The 16,441-nt window shown below is 68.7% G+C and carries 13 protein-coding genes; 8 read left to right on the forward strand and 5 right to left on the reverse strand.

Annotated elements, in window-relative coordinates; translation table 11 throughout:
• Nucleotide 1 precedes the first annotated feature (1 nt).
• From AVL48_RS06840 to AVL48_RS06850, 3 genes are all read left to right on the forward strand, one after another.
• The gene (locus AVL48_RS06840; RefSeq protein ID WP_061985976.1) at nucleotides 2-916 is read left to right on the forward strand and encodes a cation diffusion facilitator family transporter; all 915 of its coding nucleotides are present in this window, start codon (nucleotides 2-4) and stop codon (nucleotides 914-916) included.
• 423 nt (nucleotides 917-1,339) lie between these two features.
• Entirely contained in the window at nucleotides 1,340-2,860 is a 1,521-nt protein-coding gene (locus AVL48_RS06845; protein WP_061985974.1) for an amino acid permease, read from the forward strand.
• Between the two features lie 223 nt (nucleotides 2,861-3,083).
• Nucleotides 3,084-3,788 (forward strand): LPXTG cell wall anchor domain-containing protein, encoded by a 705-nt coding sequence (locus AVL48_RS06850; RefSeq protein WP_061985972.1) that lies wholly within the window; start codon nucleotides 3,084-3,086, stop codon nucleotides 3,786-3,788.
• 44 nt (nucleotides 3,789-3,832) lie between these two features.
• Here the strand turns inward: AVL48_RS06850 and AVL48_RS06855 are convergent, their stop codons facing one another.
• Complete coding sequence (locus AVL48_RS06855; protein WP_061986068.1) at nucleotides 3,833-6,127, reverse strand: hypothetical protein; 2,295 nt, start codon at nucleotides 6,125-6,127, stop codon at nucleotides 3,833-3,835.
• Between the two features lie 92 nt (nucleotides 6,128-6,219).
• On the opposite strand from AVL48_RS06855, the gene ahcY reads away from it, so the two are divergent.
• Together ahcY and AVL48_RS06865 are read left to right on the forward strand one after the other, a co-directional pair.
• Nucleotides 6,220-7,692, forward strand: coding sequence for an adenosylhomocysteinase (gene ahcY / locus AVL48_RS06860; RefSeq protein WP_061985970.1), 1,473 nt, complete (start codon nucleotides 6,220-6,222; stop codon nucleotides 7,690-7,692).
• Nucleotides 7,693-7,884: 192 nt separating this feature from the next.
• Nucleotides 7,885-8,328, forward strand: a complete 444-nt coding sequence (locus AVL48_RS06865; protein ID WP_143104842.1) for a hypothetical protein — start codon at nucleotides 7,885-7,887, stop codon at nucleotides 8,326-8,328.
• Between the two features lie 43 nt (nucleotides 8,329-8,371).
• Here the strand turns inward: AVL48_RS06865 and AVL48_RS06870 are convergent, their stop codons facing one another.
• On the reverse strand, nucleotides 8,372-9,367 hold the full coding sequence (locus AVL48_RS06870; protein WP_061985966.1) for a hypothetical protein: 996 nt from the start codon (nucleotides 9,365-9,367) through the stop codon (nucleotides 8,372-8,374).
• Between the two features lie 250 nt (nucleotides 9,368-9,617).
• Between AVL48_RS06870 and AVL48_RS06875 the strand changes: the two genes are divergently transcribed.
• The 3 genes from AVL48_RS06875 (at nucleotide 9,618) to AVL48_RS06885 (ending at nucleotide 11,702) form a co-directional block, all read left to right on the forward strand.
• Nucleotides 9,618-10,220 (forward strand): papain-like cysteine protease family protein, encoded by a 603-nt coding sequence (locus tag AVL48_RS06875; RefSeq protein WP_061985964.1) that lies wholly within the window; start codon nucleotides 9,618-9,620, stop codon nucleotides 10,218-10,220.
• A complete protein-coding gene (locus tag AVL48_RS06880; protein ID WP_061985962.1) occupies nucleotides 10,217-10,984 on the forward strand; it encodes a hypothetical protein in 768 nt (255 codons plus the stop codon). The genes AVL48_RS06875 and AVL48_RS06880 overlap by 4 nt, the downstream gene beginning before the upstream one ends.
• 85 nt (nucleotides 10,985-11,069) lie before the next feature.
• Nucleotides 11,070-11,702 carry a dTMP kinase gene (locus AVL48_RS06885; protein ID WP_061986066.1) on the forward strand — a complete coding sequence of 211 codons (633 nt, stop codon included), beginning with the start codon at nucleotides 11,070-11,072 and terminating at the stop codon, nucleotides 11,700-11,702.
• 38 nt (nucleotides 11,703-11,740) lie between these two features.
• Here the strand turns inward: AVL48_RS06885 and AVL48_RS06890 are convergent, their stop codons facing one another.
• The 3 genes from AVL48_RS06890 to AVL48_RS06900 are packed head-to-tail and all read right to left on the reverse strand — an operon-like array spanning nucleotide 11,741 to nucleotide 16,421.
• Nucleotides 11,741-12,844: an aromatic ring-hydroxylating oxygenase subunit alpha gene (locus tag AVL48_RS06890; protein WP_061985961.1), complete on the reverse strand. Its 1,104-nt coding sequence runs from the start codon at nucleotides 12,842-12,844 to the stop codon at nucleotides 11,741-11,743.
• Nucleotides 12,841-13,986, reverse strand: coding sequence for an N-methyl-L-tryptophan oxidase (gene solA / locus AVL48_RS06895; protein ID WP_061985959.1), 1,146 nt, complete (start codon nucleotides 13,984-13,986; stop codon nucleotides 12,841-12,843). Before solA ends, AVL48_RS06890 begins: the two co-directional genes overlap by 4 nt.
• The gene (locus tag AVL48_RS06900; RefSeq protein WP_061985957.1) at nucleotides 13,983-16,421 is read right to left on the reverse strand and encodes a GcvT family protein; all 2,439 of its coding nucleotides are present in this window, start codon (nucleotides 16,419-16,421) and stop codon (nucleotides 13,983-13,985) included. The genes solA and AVL48_RS06900 overlap by 4 nt, the downstream gene beginning before the upstream one ends.
• Nucleotides 16,422-16,441 lie beyond the last annotated feature (20 nt).

The raw sequence follows: 16,441 nt of genomic DNA on the forward strand, positions 1-16,441 counted from the left end.
CGTGTCTGCAGGTGGCGGAACCAAGGCGATCATCGCCGCGCTCGTGGCGAACGCCGGCATCGCGGCCGCGAAATTCACCGGCTTCCTCATCACGGGGTCGTCCTCGATGCTCGCCGAGTCCGTGCACTCGCTCGCGGACACCTCGAACCAGGGGCTGCTGCTGCTGGGCCATAAGACCTCGCAGCGCAAGGCGACCCGCACGCATCCGTTCGGGTTCGGGCGTGACCGGTACTTCTACTCGTTCATCGTCGCGCTGATGCTCTTCAGCCTCGGCTCGGTGTTCGCGCTGTGGGAGGGCATCCACAAGATCAGCGAGCCGGAGGCGCTGACCTCGCCGCTGGTGGCCGTCGGCATCCTGGTGGTCGCGATCGGGCTGGAGTCGTACTCCTTCTACACCGCGATCCAGGAGTCGAAGAAGATCAAGGGCGACGCGGGCTGGTGGGCGTTCATCCGCCAGGCCAAGACCCCCGAACTGCCGGTGGTCCTGCTGGAGGACGCCGGCGCGCTGCTCGGCCTGGTGTTCGCGCTCATCGGTGTCGGCCTTTCCGTCGTCACCGGCGAGCCGGTGTGGGACGGCATCGGCACCGTCATGATCGGCCTGCTGCTCGGGATCATCGCGATCATCCTGATCATCGAGATGAAGAGCCTGCTGATCGGCGAAGGCGCTTCTCCGGCGGACCTCGACACGATCGTCGACGAACTGGCCGCGGGCAAGGTCGAGCGGGTCATCCACATCCGCACCCTCTACATCGGCCCGGACGAGATGCTGGTGGCCGCGAAGCTCGCTTTGGTGCCCGGACTGGACACCGCCGATATCGCGCAGGCCATCGACGACGCCGAAGCGCGTGTGCGCGCGAAGGTGCCGACGGCGAAGCTGATCTACCTGGAGCCGGACCTGGACCGCTCCCTGGTCTGAGTCCCGCTCGCCCCAAGGCGTGCGATTGCACGAGGTTCGTCCTGGGGCTCCTGAGAGCGGACGTTGGCTATCGGACAGCCAGACGCACCACAGGCCAGACGACAGCCTGAAGGTCCTGCCGGCTCCCGCGACCAGGCGTCGACTCGCAACCAGCGGACCAGTCCCGCTCGCCCCAAGCGTGCAATGAAGGGGCCTTTCATCGCAAAATTTGCGATGAAAGGCCCCTTCATTGCACCGGGGAGGGGGAGAGGGGGAAGGGAGAGGGAGCGGTCACGGACGTCCGCGACCGCCGTCCGGAGCAACTGTCCGTACTCCGCCGGTTACCGTCCCTGCCTCCTCGTACTTCGTTGCTCTCCCACCGCGCTGCCGTCACGACCGGGCGATAGGGTCCCTTGAACCGCAGTCAGGTGTAGGAGGTCAAGGGTGCCCGGAAACGGTCTGTGGCGTACGAAATCCATCGAACAGTCCATCGCGGACACCGACGAGCCGGGGACCAAGCTCAGGCGGAACCTGAGCGCGTGGGACCTGACCGTCTTCGGTGTCGCCGTCGTCATCGGCGCCGGGATCTTCACACTCACCGCGCGTACGGCCGGTGACTTCGCGGGCCCGTCCGTCTCGCTCGCGTTCGTCTTCGCGGCGATCGCCTGCGCGCTGGCCGCCCTTTGCTACGCGGAATTCGCGTCGACCGTCCCGGTGGCCGGGAGCGCGTACACGTTCTCCTACGCCACGTTCGGCGAGTTCATGGCGTGGATCATCGGCTGGGACCTCATCCTGGAACTCGCCGTCGGCGCGGCCGCGGTCTCGAAGGGCTGGTCCGCCTACCTCGAAACCGTGCTTTCCTACATCTTCGGCAAGGGCACGAAGACGACGTTCGAGATCGGCCCCGTGCCGGTCGACTGGGGCGCCCTGCTCGTGGTGCTCGTGCTGGCGACGCTGCTCGCCGTCGGCACGAAGCTGTCGTCGCGGTTCTCGATGGTGATCACCGGGATCAAGGTCGCGGTGGTGCTGTTCGTGATCGTGCTCGGCATCTTCTACATCAAGGGGTCGAACTACACCCCGTTCATCCCGGACGCGCAGCCCGCCGGGGAATCGGCGTCGACCGGGGTCGACCAGTCCCTGTTCTCGCTGGTCGCCGGGGGCGGCAGCAGCGCGTTCGGTGTCTTCGGCCTGCTGGCCGCGGCGTCGCTGGTGTTCTTCGCGTTCATCGGCTTCGACATCGTCGCGACCACCGCCGAGGAGACCCGCAACCCGCAGAAGGCCGTGCCCCGGGGCATTTTCGGCTCGCTCGCCATCGTCACGGTGCTCTACGTCGCCGTGTCGCTCGTGGTCGTCGGCATGGTGAACTACAAGGAGCTCGCCACTTCGGCCGGTGACGGCGGCAAGAAGACGCTCGCGTCGGCGTTCGCGGCCAACGGTGTCGACTGGGCGGCCAACATCATCTCCGTCGGCGCCCTCGCCGGCCTGACGACCGTCGTCATGGTCCTGATGCTCGGCCAGATCCGGATCATCTTCGCGATGTCGCGTGACGGCCTGATGCCGCGAGGCCTGGCGAAGACGGGGGAACACGGCACGCCGAAGCGGGCGACCATCGTCGTCGGCGGGCTGGTCGCGGTCGCGGCGACGTTCTTCCCGGCCGACAAACTCGAGGAAATGGTCAACGTCGGGACGCTGTTCGCTTTCGTTCTGGTCTCCGCGGGGGTGCTGGTGCTGCGCAAGACCCGGCCCGACCTGCCCCGTGCCTTCCGGGTGCCGTGGGTTCCGCTGATCCCGATCCTGGCCATCGCCGCCTGTGTCTGGCTGATGCTGAACCTGACCGTGCTCACCTGGCTGCGCTTCCTGGCGTGGATGGCGCTCGGCATCGTCATCTACTTCGCCTACAGCCGTCGTCATTCGCTGCTCGGCAAGCAGAACAAGGGCGAGGTGCCGACGTCCGTATCGGACTGATCATTCTCGTTTCGGCGGCCCACCATTCCTTTGTGGATGGTGGGCCGCTCCGTTCGGGGCCCCGGTTTCGGTGTGAAATCGGTGTGCGATAGCGTCCGGTCTCTCGTCTCCCCCTGACGGGTGAACGGGGCTCGTGTAGACGCACTGCGAGTCGACCTTCATCCCTCGAAAGAGGCGCCACGCTTTGCTCGTTTGTCCCCCGATCGGTACAGGAGAGCTCTGAATGCAGATCATCACCGGGCGGCGTGTCCGCTCCGCCGCCACCGTCGTCGCGCTGGCCACCGCCGCCCTGCTCGGTGTCACGGGCACCGCGCTGGCGTGCCACACCGACGACCCCCGCGCCATCCCGACCCCGAAGAACGTCAGCACCTGTGAAAAGGCGAAGCTGCCGGGCACCGAGATCTCGACGAAGGACCTGACCTTCACCGGTGGCACCGAGAAGGACAAGTACCTCAACATCACCGCGGTCGGCGAAGGCGTCACCGTCACCGCGATCGTGGTCAAGGGCGGCGACGGCTACAACATCTACGAGCCCGGCAAGCGCGGCCTCGCCGAGACCCCGCCGTGGGAGAAGCTGCGCTCGCCGATGAACGGCGGCGGCAAGCAGGCCGACATCAGCCACTGGTTCGCCTGTGGTGAGAAGAAGACCAAGCCGACCGAGCAGCCGAAGCCGAGCGAGCCGACGAAGACCACGACGGCCAAGCCGCCGACGAGCGCGCCGACCACCACGGACAAGCCGTCCGAGACCTCCTCCGCTCCGTCGAGCACCGCGGTTCCCGCCCCGAACGTCGGCGGTAACGGTGGCAACGGCGGCGGCCTCGCGGACACCGGTTTCGACAACGCCTGGCTGCTGTGGGCCGGTGGCCTGCTGGTACTGGCCGGTGCCGGCGTCCTGGTCCTGCTGCGCGTGCGCCGCAAGGCCAACTGAAGCTAGCTAATGCCTGAAGGCCCTCTTTCTGGTGAAGGGGGCCTTCAGCGCATCTGGGGGAAGTCGCCGAAGAGCGATCCTTGCTCGCCCCAAGGGTTCGTAGGGCGGGGACGGCCGAGCCCGGCGGCCATCGCGACGGCGTTGTCCCACTCGGCGTCGACGACGTAGTCCGTGTGCTTGAGCACGCCGGGTGCCCAGCGATGCCGCCCGGTCGGCCCGCGCATCGGGTCGGGCAGCCAATGGTCGCCCCCGAGCACGAGGACGCCCTGGTCGTCGGCTTCGGCGGCCAGCGGTCCCGTCCCGCCGCCGGGCAGATAGCCGTCGCCCAGCAGTTTTCCGCCCACCACGCGGTGCCGCCACGTCGTGACGCCGCCGCCGAAGATGTCCGTGCCGCGGCACAGCGCCCGCCAGCGGCCGTCGAGATCCTGGTACAGATCGGCGAGTTGTGCCTGCGGCAGCATCGCCGGGAAGGCCCGCTGATAGCCCCATTGCAGCGGTGAACCGGCGGTCAGCAGTCCGACGCGGTCGCGGTCTTCCGGCGGGAGATCGGCGACCACCCGCGCCGCGGCGAGCACAGTGAGCAGGCTGCCGAGGTTGTACCCGGACAGCACCACCCGGGTGCCCGGATCGGCGAGGTGTTCCTTGACCCGGTCCGCGAGTTCCGGGACGACCTTGAGCGCGTAACTCGGCGGAACGGTCGGATGCGCGGCACGCGGCCAGAAGCACACGAGATCGGCCAGCGCGCCGAGGTGACGGCTGCGTTTGGGGGTCGTCGCGGCGGCGAACACGACCCGCAGCAGTCCCGCCGCCAGCGCGCCGAGCGCGAACACCCCGATCGTCGAGAGCGGCTTGAACCAGCCGGGCAGGTGACCGAAACCGAAGCGCACCACCAGGAGCGCGCCACCGCCCGCCGCCATCGCCAGCGCGACGGTGAGCGCGAGATGGTGCAGATGTTTGCGTTCCCACGACGCACGGGCCCAGACGCGCGCGGCCTCCTCTTCCTGCGCCTTGCCGATCTCCATCAGCGCGACGATCTTCGGGATGCCGCGCCGCAGCCGCCGCAGCGGCACCGCGACGGCGAACCCGAGGACACCGAGTACGACGGCGAGCGCGAGCCCGGCGCCCCACAGCACGGTCACCAGGACGTAGGTGTCGGGCAGGCGCAGATCGTTCATCCCGACCACTCGCCGCAGCGCGACCGCGAGTCCCGCGCCGAAACCGCCACCGAGCAACCCGGCGAGCGCGAGGACCGGGGCCGCGGCCCAGCCGCCGAGCCACGGCCGCAACCGGTGCGGCAGATGGTTCCAGGTCGACCGGCCCAGCAACGCCGCCGGGATCAGCATCAGCGCGAACAGCAGGGTCACCGCGACCATCGCCGCGCCGAGCGCTTCGACCGTCCCGTCGGCTCCGCCGAGACCGCCGCCCGACAACCCGGCGGGCAACGGAGTCCGGCGGAAGACGGCGATCCCGACCAGCGCGACGGCGATCGCGATCAGTCCGCCGCGGACGATCGGGCCGGCCGAGAAACCGACCGTCGAGGCCACGAGCGCGGCGACGACGAGCGCCAGCGCGCAGCTCCAGACGATCAGGTCGAAGGTCGCCGTCGGCAGCCGGAACGGCCCGCCGAGCAACGGAAGCGCGACACAGGTCAACGCGGCGACGGTGTGCAGCGTGCGCAGACCCGGCGTCCGCGGCAGGTCCTGTGGCTGCAGCGGACTCGAACTGTGGGCCCGGTGCAGCCTGTTCCGTGATCGCCAGTCCGAGGACGGGATCCGGTCGAGGACGAAGATCAGCACCAGCAGCGGCAGCACGCCGATCGCGGCGCGCAGCGGCGCGAAATCGCGCAGGAACGACGGCGCGCCAGGCAGGCAGGCGGAGCCGGGGGCGAGGCATTGCGCGGCGAACAGGTCCAGCGAGACCACCGCGAGCTGGCTGATCAGCAGCATCGTCAGCAGCAGTGAAGCCACCCGCAACACACCGCGGCAAGCGGCGGTGAGCAACGCGGCGGACCGCTTGCCTTCCGGGACCGGCGGCAGCATCCAATGCGCGACGTTCGCCAGCGAGAAGGGGAACAGCAGCGCCCAGGTGGCCTTGGCCGCGCCCCCGGAGGTCATCCCGCTCCACAGGTAGCCTTCGAGAATGCGCGGGATCGAACGGCCGAGCGCGGGCAGCACCGGACCGGGAGCGGGACGGCGCAGCCGGTCCGACGGCCGGATCAGCCTGCCGATCCCGTCGCCCGCGACGTCGACCACCGACGTCGAATCCAGCAGGCTTTCACCGCTCGTGCCCACCAGCCCGGGTACGCGTATTTCGACGACGCGGGTGTCGGGACCCGGCATGACCACGGTGAAGGCCTCCAAACCATTCCAGTGGGGACTGAGCCGACAACGGTACTGTTCCGATGTCATCCAACCTTGGAGGAAGCGCGCATATGACCCCCGAAAGCGTTGCCAAGCGGCACGACACCCGCAACGGCATCGAGTTCGCCGTCGCCGATCTCGAGGCCGCCGAATTCGGCCGCAAGGAGATCCGCCTCGCCGAGCACGAGATGCCTGGCCTGATGGCGTTGCGCCGCGAGTACGCCGAGGTGTATCCCCTGCGGGGAGCCCGGGTTTCGGGCTCGCTGCACATGACGGTACAGACCGCGGTGCTGATCGAGACCCTCGTCGCACTGGGTGCGGAGGTGCGCTGGGCCTCGTGCAACATCTTCTCCACGCAGGACCACGCCGCCGCGGCGGTCGTCGTCGGCCCGCACGGCACCGTCGAGGAGCCGAAGGGGGTGCCGGTCTTCGCCTGGAAGGGCGAGTCGCTGGAGGAGTACTGGTGGTGCACCGAAAAGATGCTGACCTGGGACGGCGAAGGTCCCAACATGATCCTCGACGACGGCGGCGACGCCACCATGCTGGTGCACAAGGGAACCGAGTTCGAGAAGGCGGGCGTCGTCCCCTCGCCGGACGAGAACACCTCGGACGAGTTCCGCGTGTTCCTTCAGCTGCTGAGCGCCTCCGTCGCGGCCGACACCGGCAAATGGACCAAGATCGGCGAAGGCATCCGCGGGGTCACCGAGGAGACCACCACCGGCGTGCTGCGGCTCTACCAGCTCGCCGCGGCCGGTGAGCTGCTGTTCCCGGCGATCAACGTGAACGACGCCGTGACCAAGTCGAAGTTCGACAACCGCTACGGCATCCGGCACTCGCTGATCGACGGCATCAACCGCGGCACCGACGTCCTCATCGGCGGCAAGGTCGCGGTCGTCTGCGGCTACGGCGACGTCGGCAAGGGTGCCGCGGAATCGCTGCGCGGCCAGGGCGCCCGCGTGATCGTCACCGAGATCGACCCGATCTGCGCGCTGCAGGCGGCGATGGACGGCTACCAGGTCAAGAAGCTGGAGAACGTCCTCGGCGAAGCCGACATCATCATCACGACCACCGGCAACAAGGACGTCGTGCTCGTCGAGCACATGGCTCAGATGAAGCACCAGGCGATCCTGGGCAACATCGGCCACTTCGACAACGAGCTCGACATGGCCGGCCTCCAGCGCTACCCGGGCATCCGGCGGATCAACATCAAGCCGCAGGTCGACGAGTGGGTGTTCCCGGACGGCAAGAGCATCATCGTGCTGTCGGAAGGCCGCCTGCTGAACCTGGGCAACGCGACCGGGCACCCGTCGTTCGTGATGTCGAACAGCTTCTCCAACCAGGTGATCGCGCAGATCGAGCTGTTCACCAAGTACGAGGAGTACGACAAGGAGGTCTTCCGCCTTCCGAAGAAGCTCGACGAGAAGGTCGCGAAGATCCACCTCGACGCGCTCGGCGGTGAGCTCACGAAGCTGACCAAGGAGCAGGCCGAGTACATCGACGTGGACGTCGAAGGCCCGTTCAAGACGGATCACTACCGGTACTGAGCGCTGCAATGAAAGGCCCCTTCATCGCAAATTTTGCGATGAAGGGGCCTTTCATTGCGCGCGCCAGGGCCGCATTCGGGTGAAGCGGGTCGGCAGGCGGCAACCACGGCGCCGCGCCGGACGTGTAGGGCTGGGAGCCCGGAATCGCCGGGTTCCGGCTTGACCACACAGGAGGGGACTTCCTTGGTCTCGATGCTGAGGTCCACACCGCGTCCCGAGCCGACGGCCGGGAGCGGCACCGGACGACTCCGCGCAGCGGCGGCCGGCGCGGCCGCCGTCGTGCTCGTTCTCGCAGGTGCGCCGTCTGCCATGGCCGCACCGGAATCCGTCACCAAGGAGCTGCACGTCGAGTACGGCGCCAGCGTCCTCCACGGCACCGTGACCTTCAGCAACAGGACGGTGACCATCGACGGAACCCTGCACGCTGTCGGCTGCCGCTTCATCTGGGGCGACTCCTACGCGAAGAACAACTATCTCGGCAGCGGGAGTTCGAAGCAGCACTGCGACAAGAACCACGTGATCCACGTCCCGGTTCCGGCGGACGTCCCAGGCGGCGCCACCCTCCTCAAGGTTTTCCTGGACGCCCCGGGGGCGGGCCAAGGACACACGGAGAAGTGGGTTTACCGCGACTTCTGACCGGTCCGCAACCCAGCAACGTTCGGGACGGTGGCGGCACGCGCTAGCGCCACTCGACCTCGATGCCTGCCAGCCCCGGCCCGGCGTCGCTGAAGTACCCGCTGGTCACGCCGCCCATGTCGAGTGGCAGCTCCTCGGACTCGACGGGCACGGCGTCGTCGCGGGTCCGGAACTGCCGGGTGCAGCGGGCGGGCAGCGCGCCAAGCGCGAACTTGAGCTGTACCAGGTAACTGGAGCACTGATCCCGCAGCATCCGGAAGTAGCCGGGCGAAGCGGTGCCCGAGTCGTCGCGGACCTCGAAGCAGAACACGTGGATCTCGCCCTCGGCGAGCTTCCGGTCGAAGAGCAGTTCGGTGGCCATCGTCTCGGCGTCGGCGTTGCGCCGGATCCGGCCGACCCGGCAACCCTCCGCGGTGATCAGCTCGACGTCGCCGATATTGCAGCCGGGGTCGCCGTTGTAGACCGTGACGTACCGGTCCGGGCCGTGCCGCCGTGCCCGGCACACCAGCCGGGTCTGCAGGCCGACCTGCCGGTGCGCGGCGTCGAAGGTGATCGTGTCGTGCACCGAAAGCATCTCGAGGTCGGCGTTGTAGCGGTTGGACGAGGGGTACGCGCCGAGTTCGGACAGCAGCTGGTCGACGATCGAGCCCATGTCACCGGAACGGATGTCGTGGAACGACGCGGCCATCTGATGCCCGCGCGCCCGCGCCGTCCGCGGCCCGATCAGCACGACGAGCGCGTCGGCAGGCAGCTGCAGCACCGATTCCAGGGCCCGGACCGCCGGCAGCGCCTTGGGTACCTCCGGCTGGCGTAACCCGCGCTGCCAGTAGCTCAACGTCGACTGTCCGATTTGGACGCCGCGAAGCCCGAGATGGGCGCGGAGCCGGGCCAGCGAGAGGCCTCGGTAGGCGATCGCCTGCCGCAACGCGTGGTGGAATTCGCCGCTGCGAAGGGCTTCGACCAGCTCTTTGGGCAGGGCTTCGAGCGGTTGACGGCGCGCGCCGTCGATGATCGTCGGGGTGTCCCCTTCTCGTGTCACCGCTCGTCCCTTCACCAGACCAGTGTGTGCGCTGAGCGTGAACACCGCGGAACGTTCACGTTAGCAGCGCACTGTGAACACTACGTCCCCCGTTCGGGGTGGTTGACCCCGGAAGAGTGACCGTTCCGGGGTGTGGAAACGCCCCGGAACGGTCCGTTCCGCCGAGTGCCCATCTTGCTCTGTGTGAACCTTCTGTTCACCGTTGTGACCACATTGGTTCGCCATGGTGACCAGGAGGCCCGTCGTGCCTGTGTTCTCGAGGAGGGTTTGCGCCGCGGGCGCCGCGAGTCTCGCGGCGTGGCTCGCGGTCCAGACCCCGGCGAGCGCGCTGCCCCCGCCGTCGGCCGAGCAGCACTCCGCCTATCAGCGCCCCTCCGCCCATCAGAACCCCATCGTCATGCAGGTACAGGAAAAGCCGCAGTGGTGCTGGGTGGCTTCGGGCAACACCATCGCGGCACGCCACGGCGTGACCGTCAGCCAGAACGAATTCTGCCGGATGGCCCACGGCGAGCGGCGCCGGGACTGCGCCGACCGCCCCGGGACACTGGGCGACGTCCGGCGCGCCTTCGGCAAGCTCGGCTTTTCGGCGCCGGGGAACTACGTCAAGGGCCGCATCGGATACGCGGGCGTTCAGGCGCAGACCGGTGCCGGGCAGCCGGTGCAGACCCGGGTCGGCTGGGCGGCGGGCGGCGGCCACATGCACGTGCTCTACGGCTCCGACGCCGGCCGGAAGTGGGTCTCGTGGGGGGATCCACTGCCCACCGGTAACCGCTACAACTGGTCGACCTACGACTTCTACGCCGGCAACCGGTCCTTCACCTGGACCCATACCCTCACCGGGATCCGGCGATGAGGGCACGGCGGATCCTCGGGCTCGCCGGGCTGGTCGCGATCACGTTGCTGATGTCGGCGCCGGGAGCGCGCGCGGATCAGCTGTCGAGTGAAGATCTCGCGGCCGCCAAGGCAGCCGCCGACGATCCCACGCTGCGTGCGGAAATCAGTCGCTTCTTCACCCAGACGGGTGGTTCGGGACATTCCCCGTCGGTCAGCGCCGTCGGCGAATCCTTCCCGGTTTACGAGCTTTCGAGGGATTTCGTCGCCGGAGACGGCGCGGGCGCCGGGCAGCTCGCCTACGTCGCCGTCCCGGTGACGGCGTCCGACGGACAGACCGCGACGGTCTGGTCGGTCCGTGGCGACGACGGCGTCTGGCGCGTCGGCAACATCGCCTCGGGTGACCGGGAAAGCGAACTGGCCCGGCGGCTGCCCGCCGGGGCGACGCTGCTCCACGAACCTCAGGTCGACGCCTGGTACGCGCTGCGCGACGGCCGGGTGACACTGCTCGACCCGGGTGCCGGCGGCTACGCGACCGGCGCGTCGGCCACCCTCGCGGAGTACCAGAAGACGGTCTCCGGCCGGTACGGGGCGATGCTCGCGGGCTCGCCCTACGCCCAAGAAGGCAAGGCCGGTGGTTACAACGCCCAGGTGATGCCGCGCGGCGACGGCGGCCCGGCACCCGACGCGCAGGACACCGGCTTCGTCCCGCTGCTGATCTTCGGCGGCTTGCTTCTCATCGGTATCGCGGGCTTCTTCCTCCACTCGAAGCGGCGCGTCCCCTAGCGGACCGGTGGGCCGGGCGTGTGCTGACCCCGTCTGGCCCGCCGGTCGACCACGGCACCTTAAGGTAGGCGTTGTGGGACGACTCGTGGTGATCGAAGGTCTGGACGGCGCCGGTAAGCGCACGCTCGCCGACGCGCTGACCGGTGCGCTGAACGCCGACGGCGCGAGCGTCACGTCGATCGCGTTCCCGCGCTACGGCGAAAGCGTGCACGCCGACCTCGTGCGCGAGGCGCTGCACCGGGGCCACGGCGACCTCGCCGACTCCGTGTACGGCATGGCGATGCTTTACGCGCTCGACCGCCGCGGCGCCGCGGACGAGATTCGCGCCCGGCTCGATGATCACGACGTCGTGCTGCTCGACCGGTATGTAGCGTCGAACGCGGCGTACGGCGCGGCCCGGCTCCATCAGGGCGCGGACGGCGAGTTCGTCCGGTGGCTCCGCGACCTGGAGATCGACCGGTTCGGGCTGCCCGTACCCGCCGCGCATCTGCTGCTGCGGGTCACCCCCGACGTCGCCGCCGAACGCGCGCGGCGCCGTGCCGACGGCGACGCCGCCCGCGCGCGGGACTCCTTCGAAACCGACGACGCGCTCCAGAAGCGGTGCTCGCTGGTCTATGACGAGCTGGCCGCGACCGGCTGGCTCGCGCCTTGGCACGTTCTCGACGGCGTCGCCGGTGTCGACGCCGCCGCGCTGGCCTCCACTCTTCTCCGCGTTTAGTCCTCTGAATGCGGTACTTGCGCGCGCAACTACCGCGTTCAGTCCTCTAAATGCTTGAGTAGCCAGTCATGGAACTCGCCGATGTGGTGTTCCGAGGGCATCAGGACGCCGCCGTCGCGGTAGGCGCGGGACGCCATCGCGGGCTGGCAGCGTTCGCACGCGGCGAAGTCCTGCTCGTTGACGCGGTGGAACAACTCCACCGACCGCGACACGTCCCGGCCCGAGGCGACGACGTCGGCCGAGTACAGCCAATCGCATTCGACGACCGTGCGGTCCGCCGCGAGCGGGTACATCCGGTGGAAGATCACGTGATCCGGCACCAGGTTCACGAACACCTGCGGCCGGATGGTGATCGCGTAGTACCGCCTGTCCTGCTCGGTCGCGACGCCGTCGAGCCGGTCGAAACCCGACCCGCCGTCGATGGTGAACCCGTCGACGTCGTCGCCGAACTCGGCACCGTGCCCGACGTAGTACTGCGCCGCGTAGCCGTCGGCGAACTCCGGCAGCACCTCGGTCAGCTCAGGATGGATCGTCGCGCAGTGGTAGCACTCCATGAAGTTCTCGACGATCAGCTTCCAGTTCGCCTTGACGTCATAGGTGATCCGGCGTCCGACCGAAAGTCCGTCGAGGCCGTACCGGTCGATCGACTCGACGTCGCCCAGTCGTTCGCGCACCGCGCCCTGGACATCGGCCTCGAACGACGGCGGCTCCGTGGCCAGGCAGACCCACGCGTAGCCCAGCCACTCCCGCAGGCGCACGGTGTGCAGCCCGTATCCGGTGCGATCGATGTCGGGCAGGCTCGTCAGGTTCGGCGCCGCGATCAGCTTCCCGTCGAGTCCGTACGTCCACGCGTGGTACGGGCATCGGAAGGCGCGCTTCACCGTCCCCGACTCCTCGGTGCACAGCCGGGCGCCCCGGTGGCGGCAGACGTTCAGGAACGCCTTCAGCCCGCCGTCACGCCCCCGGCTGACGATCACGTTCTCGCGTCCGATTTGGACGGTCCGGAAGTCGCCAGCCGACGGCAGATCCGCCGCACGCACGGCGCAGAACCACTGGCGTTCGAAGAGCTTTTCCTGCTCGGCCGCGAAGATCCCGGGATCGGTGTAGTAACCGCCGCCCAGGGTCGGGATGAGACTCGTCATCTCGCGACTCCGGCGAACCGGGCGGGGTCGAACAGGGCGATCGGGTGTCCGGTGGAGCCGTCCACCACCAGATCGGCGAGCACCTCGCCGACCACCGGCACGAATTTGAAACCGTGCCCGGAGAAGCCGCAGGCGACCACCACACGATCGCAGGCGGGATGGCGGGAGATGACGAAATGTTCGTCAGGGGTGTTCGTGTACATGCAGGTCGCCGCGCGCAGGAAGGTGCCGGGCAGTGACGGCATCTTCCGGCCGACGAACGCGGAGATCTCGCCGACCTCTTCGGCGTGCACCGTCCGGTCGATGGTCTCCGGTGTGCAGGTCTTGCCGCCCCGGAAGAAAGCGACCTTCACGCTCCCGGCGTCGTCGTGTGACGGGAAGCCGTAGAACTGGCGGCCGTTTTCGCCTTCCCAGACGTAGATCGGATGTCGTTCCGCGCGGAACGCGTCCGCGGGGCCCGACGGCGCGAACCAGTACTGGATCTGTCGTTCGATGGTGAACTCGACGCCGAGTTCGGTGAGCAGTTCCGGTGCCCAGGCACCCGGACAGATCACCAACTGCCCGGCGGTGTAGAAGTTCTGCGAGGTGCCGACCCGGACACCAGTGGACGTCTGGTGCCACGTGAGGACTTTCTCCTCGTGACGCAGCTCCGCGCCGGCCCGCGCGGCGAGTTGCAGATGGGCCGCGACGCTGCCTTCCGGTACCACGAATCCGGCGTTCTCCTCGTACAGCGCGATCTCGCCCTCGGCCGGGTTCATCGTCGGGAACCGGCGCCGGACCTGCGACGCGTCCAGGATCTCGTGCGGCAGTCCCCATCGCCGGGCGCTGGCAAGACTTCCCGACACCGTCCGCGAATCGGGGTCGCCGAGCATGATCCCGCCGCAGCGGGTGAAGATCTTCCGACCGGAGTCGCGTTCGATCCCGTCCCACAGTTCGTGTGCCCGCAAAAGCAACGGGACGTACGCCGGATCCTCGAAGTACGCCTGCCGCGTGATCCGCGAGCCGCCGTGGCTGGACCCGAGGTCGTGCACCGGCGCGAACTGGTCGATGCCCAGCACCCGCTGTCCGCGCCGGGCGAGCCGGTACGCGGCCGCGCTGCCCATCCCGCCGAGGCCGATGACGATGACGTCGTAATGGCTCATGCGGCACTCCTGATCCGGCTCATGCCGGCGTCGAACAACGGTTCGTTCGCCACGACGGCGCGGATCCGCTCGCCGAAGTACTCGATCTCCAGCGGCCTGCCCGGCTGGGTGAACTCCACCGGAAGCCAGGCGTACGCGATGTTCTTCGCGACGGTGTAGCCGTACGCCGCACTGGTGACGTATCCGGCGGGACGGCCGTCGGCGTACACCGGTTCCTTGCCGAGGACGACCGAGTACGGATCGTCGACCGTGAGACAGGTCAGCTTCCTGGTGGCGGTGTCTTCCGAGCGGCCGGCCAGCGCGTCCCGCCCGACGAAGTAACCCTTGTCCATCCGTACGGCGAAGCCCAGTCCGGCCTCGAACGGGTCATGCTCGGCGGTGACGTCGGTACCCCACAGGCGGTATCCCTTCTCCAGCCGCATGCTGGAGAAGGCGTCGCGTCCGGCGGCGATGACGCCGTGCTCCTGCCCGGCGTCCCAGAGCGTGTCCCACAGTTCACGGCCGAGGTCGGCGCTCGTGTACAGCTCCCAGCCGAGTTCGCCCACATAGGACAGTCGCATCGCGGTCACCGGGACTTGGCCGACATAGGCCTGTTTCGTCTTGAAATAACCCATGGCCTGGTGTGAAAAGTCCGTTGTGGACAGTGGTTGCAGGACGGCTCTGGCGAGCGGTCCCCACAAACCGACGCAACAGGTGCCCGGGGTGGTCTCGTGGATCTGCGCCGCGCCGTTCCTCGGCAGATGCCGTCGCAGCCAGTCGATGTCGATGGCGCTGTCGACCCCGACCTGGAACCGTTCGGTGCCGAGCCTGGCCACGGTGAGGTCGCCGCGCACGCCGCCGTTCTCGTCGAGCAACAGCGTGTAGGTGACCGAACCGGGTTTCTTGTCGAGCTGGTTCGTCGTCATGGTCTGGAGGAACGGCAGCGCGCCCGGGCCGGTGACCTCCACGCGTTTCAACGACGTCATGTCGAACATCGCGACCCGCTGCCGCGCGACCAGTGCCTCGGCGCCGCCGATCGGGGACCAGTACCGCGCCGCCCAGTCGTTGCGGGCGGGGACGCGCTCGACTTCCGGCAGGTTCGCGTTGGCCTCGTACCAGTGCGGCCGCTCCCAGCCGCTCGCTTCGAGGAAGAACGCCCCGAGTTCCGTCTGCCGCTCGTAGAACGGGCTCGTCCGCAGCGGCCGTGGTTCTTCCATGGGCTGCAAGGGATGGACGACGTCGTAGACCTCGACGAAGCTCTGGCAGCTGCGTGCCATGACGTAGGCCGGGGCCAGTTGCACCTTCTCGAACCTGGCGAGGTCACAACCGTGCAGATCCGCTTCGGGCTGTCCGTCGACCAGCCACTGCGCCATCGCGCGGGCGACCCCGGCCGAATGCGTGATCCAGACGGCTTCCGCGACCCAGAACCCGTCGAGCTCCGGATGCTCACCCAGCAGCGGCATCCCGTCCGGGGTGAAGGAGAACAACCCGTTGATGCCTTCTTCGACCTTGGTCTCGGCGAGCGAGGGCAGCAGGTCGACGGCGGCGGACCAGGACGTCTCGAAGTCCGCCGGGGTGAACGCCAGTTCCGACGGCATACCCTCCCCGGCGCCGATCTCCTTGGCGGGCAACGGCATCGGCCGGTGGCCGTAGGCGCCGATGCCGATACGGTCGGTGTGCTCGCGGAAGTAGAGGTCGGCATCCTGATGCCGCAGGATCGGCAGGGTCGCTTCTTCGAGCGCGCCGACGAGTGACGGCAGGGGACCGGTGCGCGCGTACTGGTGCGCCATCGGGACCAGCGGAATCGTGAGGTTCACCAGTTCGCCGAGCAGCGGCCCCCACATCCCGGCGCAGGAGAGCACGATGTCCGCGCGGAAACTCCCGGTCTCGGTGGTGACGCCGGTGACCCGCCCGCCCGAGCTTTCGACGCCGACGACCTTCTGACGCGCGTGGAACTTCGCGCCACGCCCGATCGCGCGGCGCGCCTGCGCCTCGGCCGCCCACAGGGGTTTCGCCAGCCCGTCGGAGGGGATGTGGAACCCGCCGAGCACCTTGGCCGGATCGAGCAGCGGATGCAGTGCGGCGCATTCGTCCGGCTCGATCAGCCTGCTTGCGACGCCCGACGCGGTCGCCCAGCCGTGCCGCCGCTTGAGATCGGCGAGCCGCTCCGGTGTCGTGGCCACCTCCAGCCCGCCGACCTGCCGGAAGCACGGCTTCCCGTCGAGGTCGAGCGCGCCGTATTTGGCGACGGTGTAGCCGGCGAACTCGGTCATCGTGCGGCAGCCGGTGGTCTGGAAGACCAGCCCGGGCGCGTGCGAACTGGATCCGCCGGTGATGAACAGGTCGCCCTGTTCCAGCACGGTGAGGTCGGTCCAGCCGCGTTCGGTCAGCTCGTCGGCGATCGCGCAGCCGACGATGCCGGCGCCGATCACGACCACGCGGGGTCTGGGGGCCATGGGGATGGGAACCTCCTGCC

This window comes from Amycolatopsis regifaucium (assembly GCF_001613935.1).
In the GTDB taxonomy this organism is placed as follows: Bacteria; Actinomycetota; Actinomycetes; order Mycobacteriales; family Pseudonocardiaceae; genus Amycolatopsis; species Amycolatopsis regifaucium.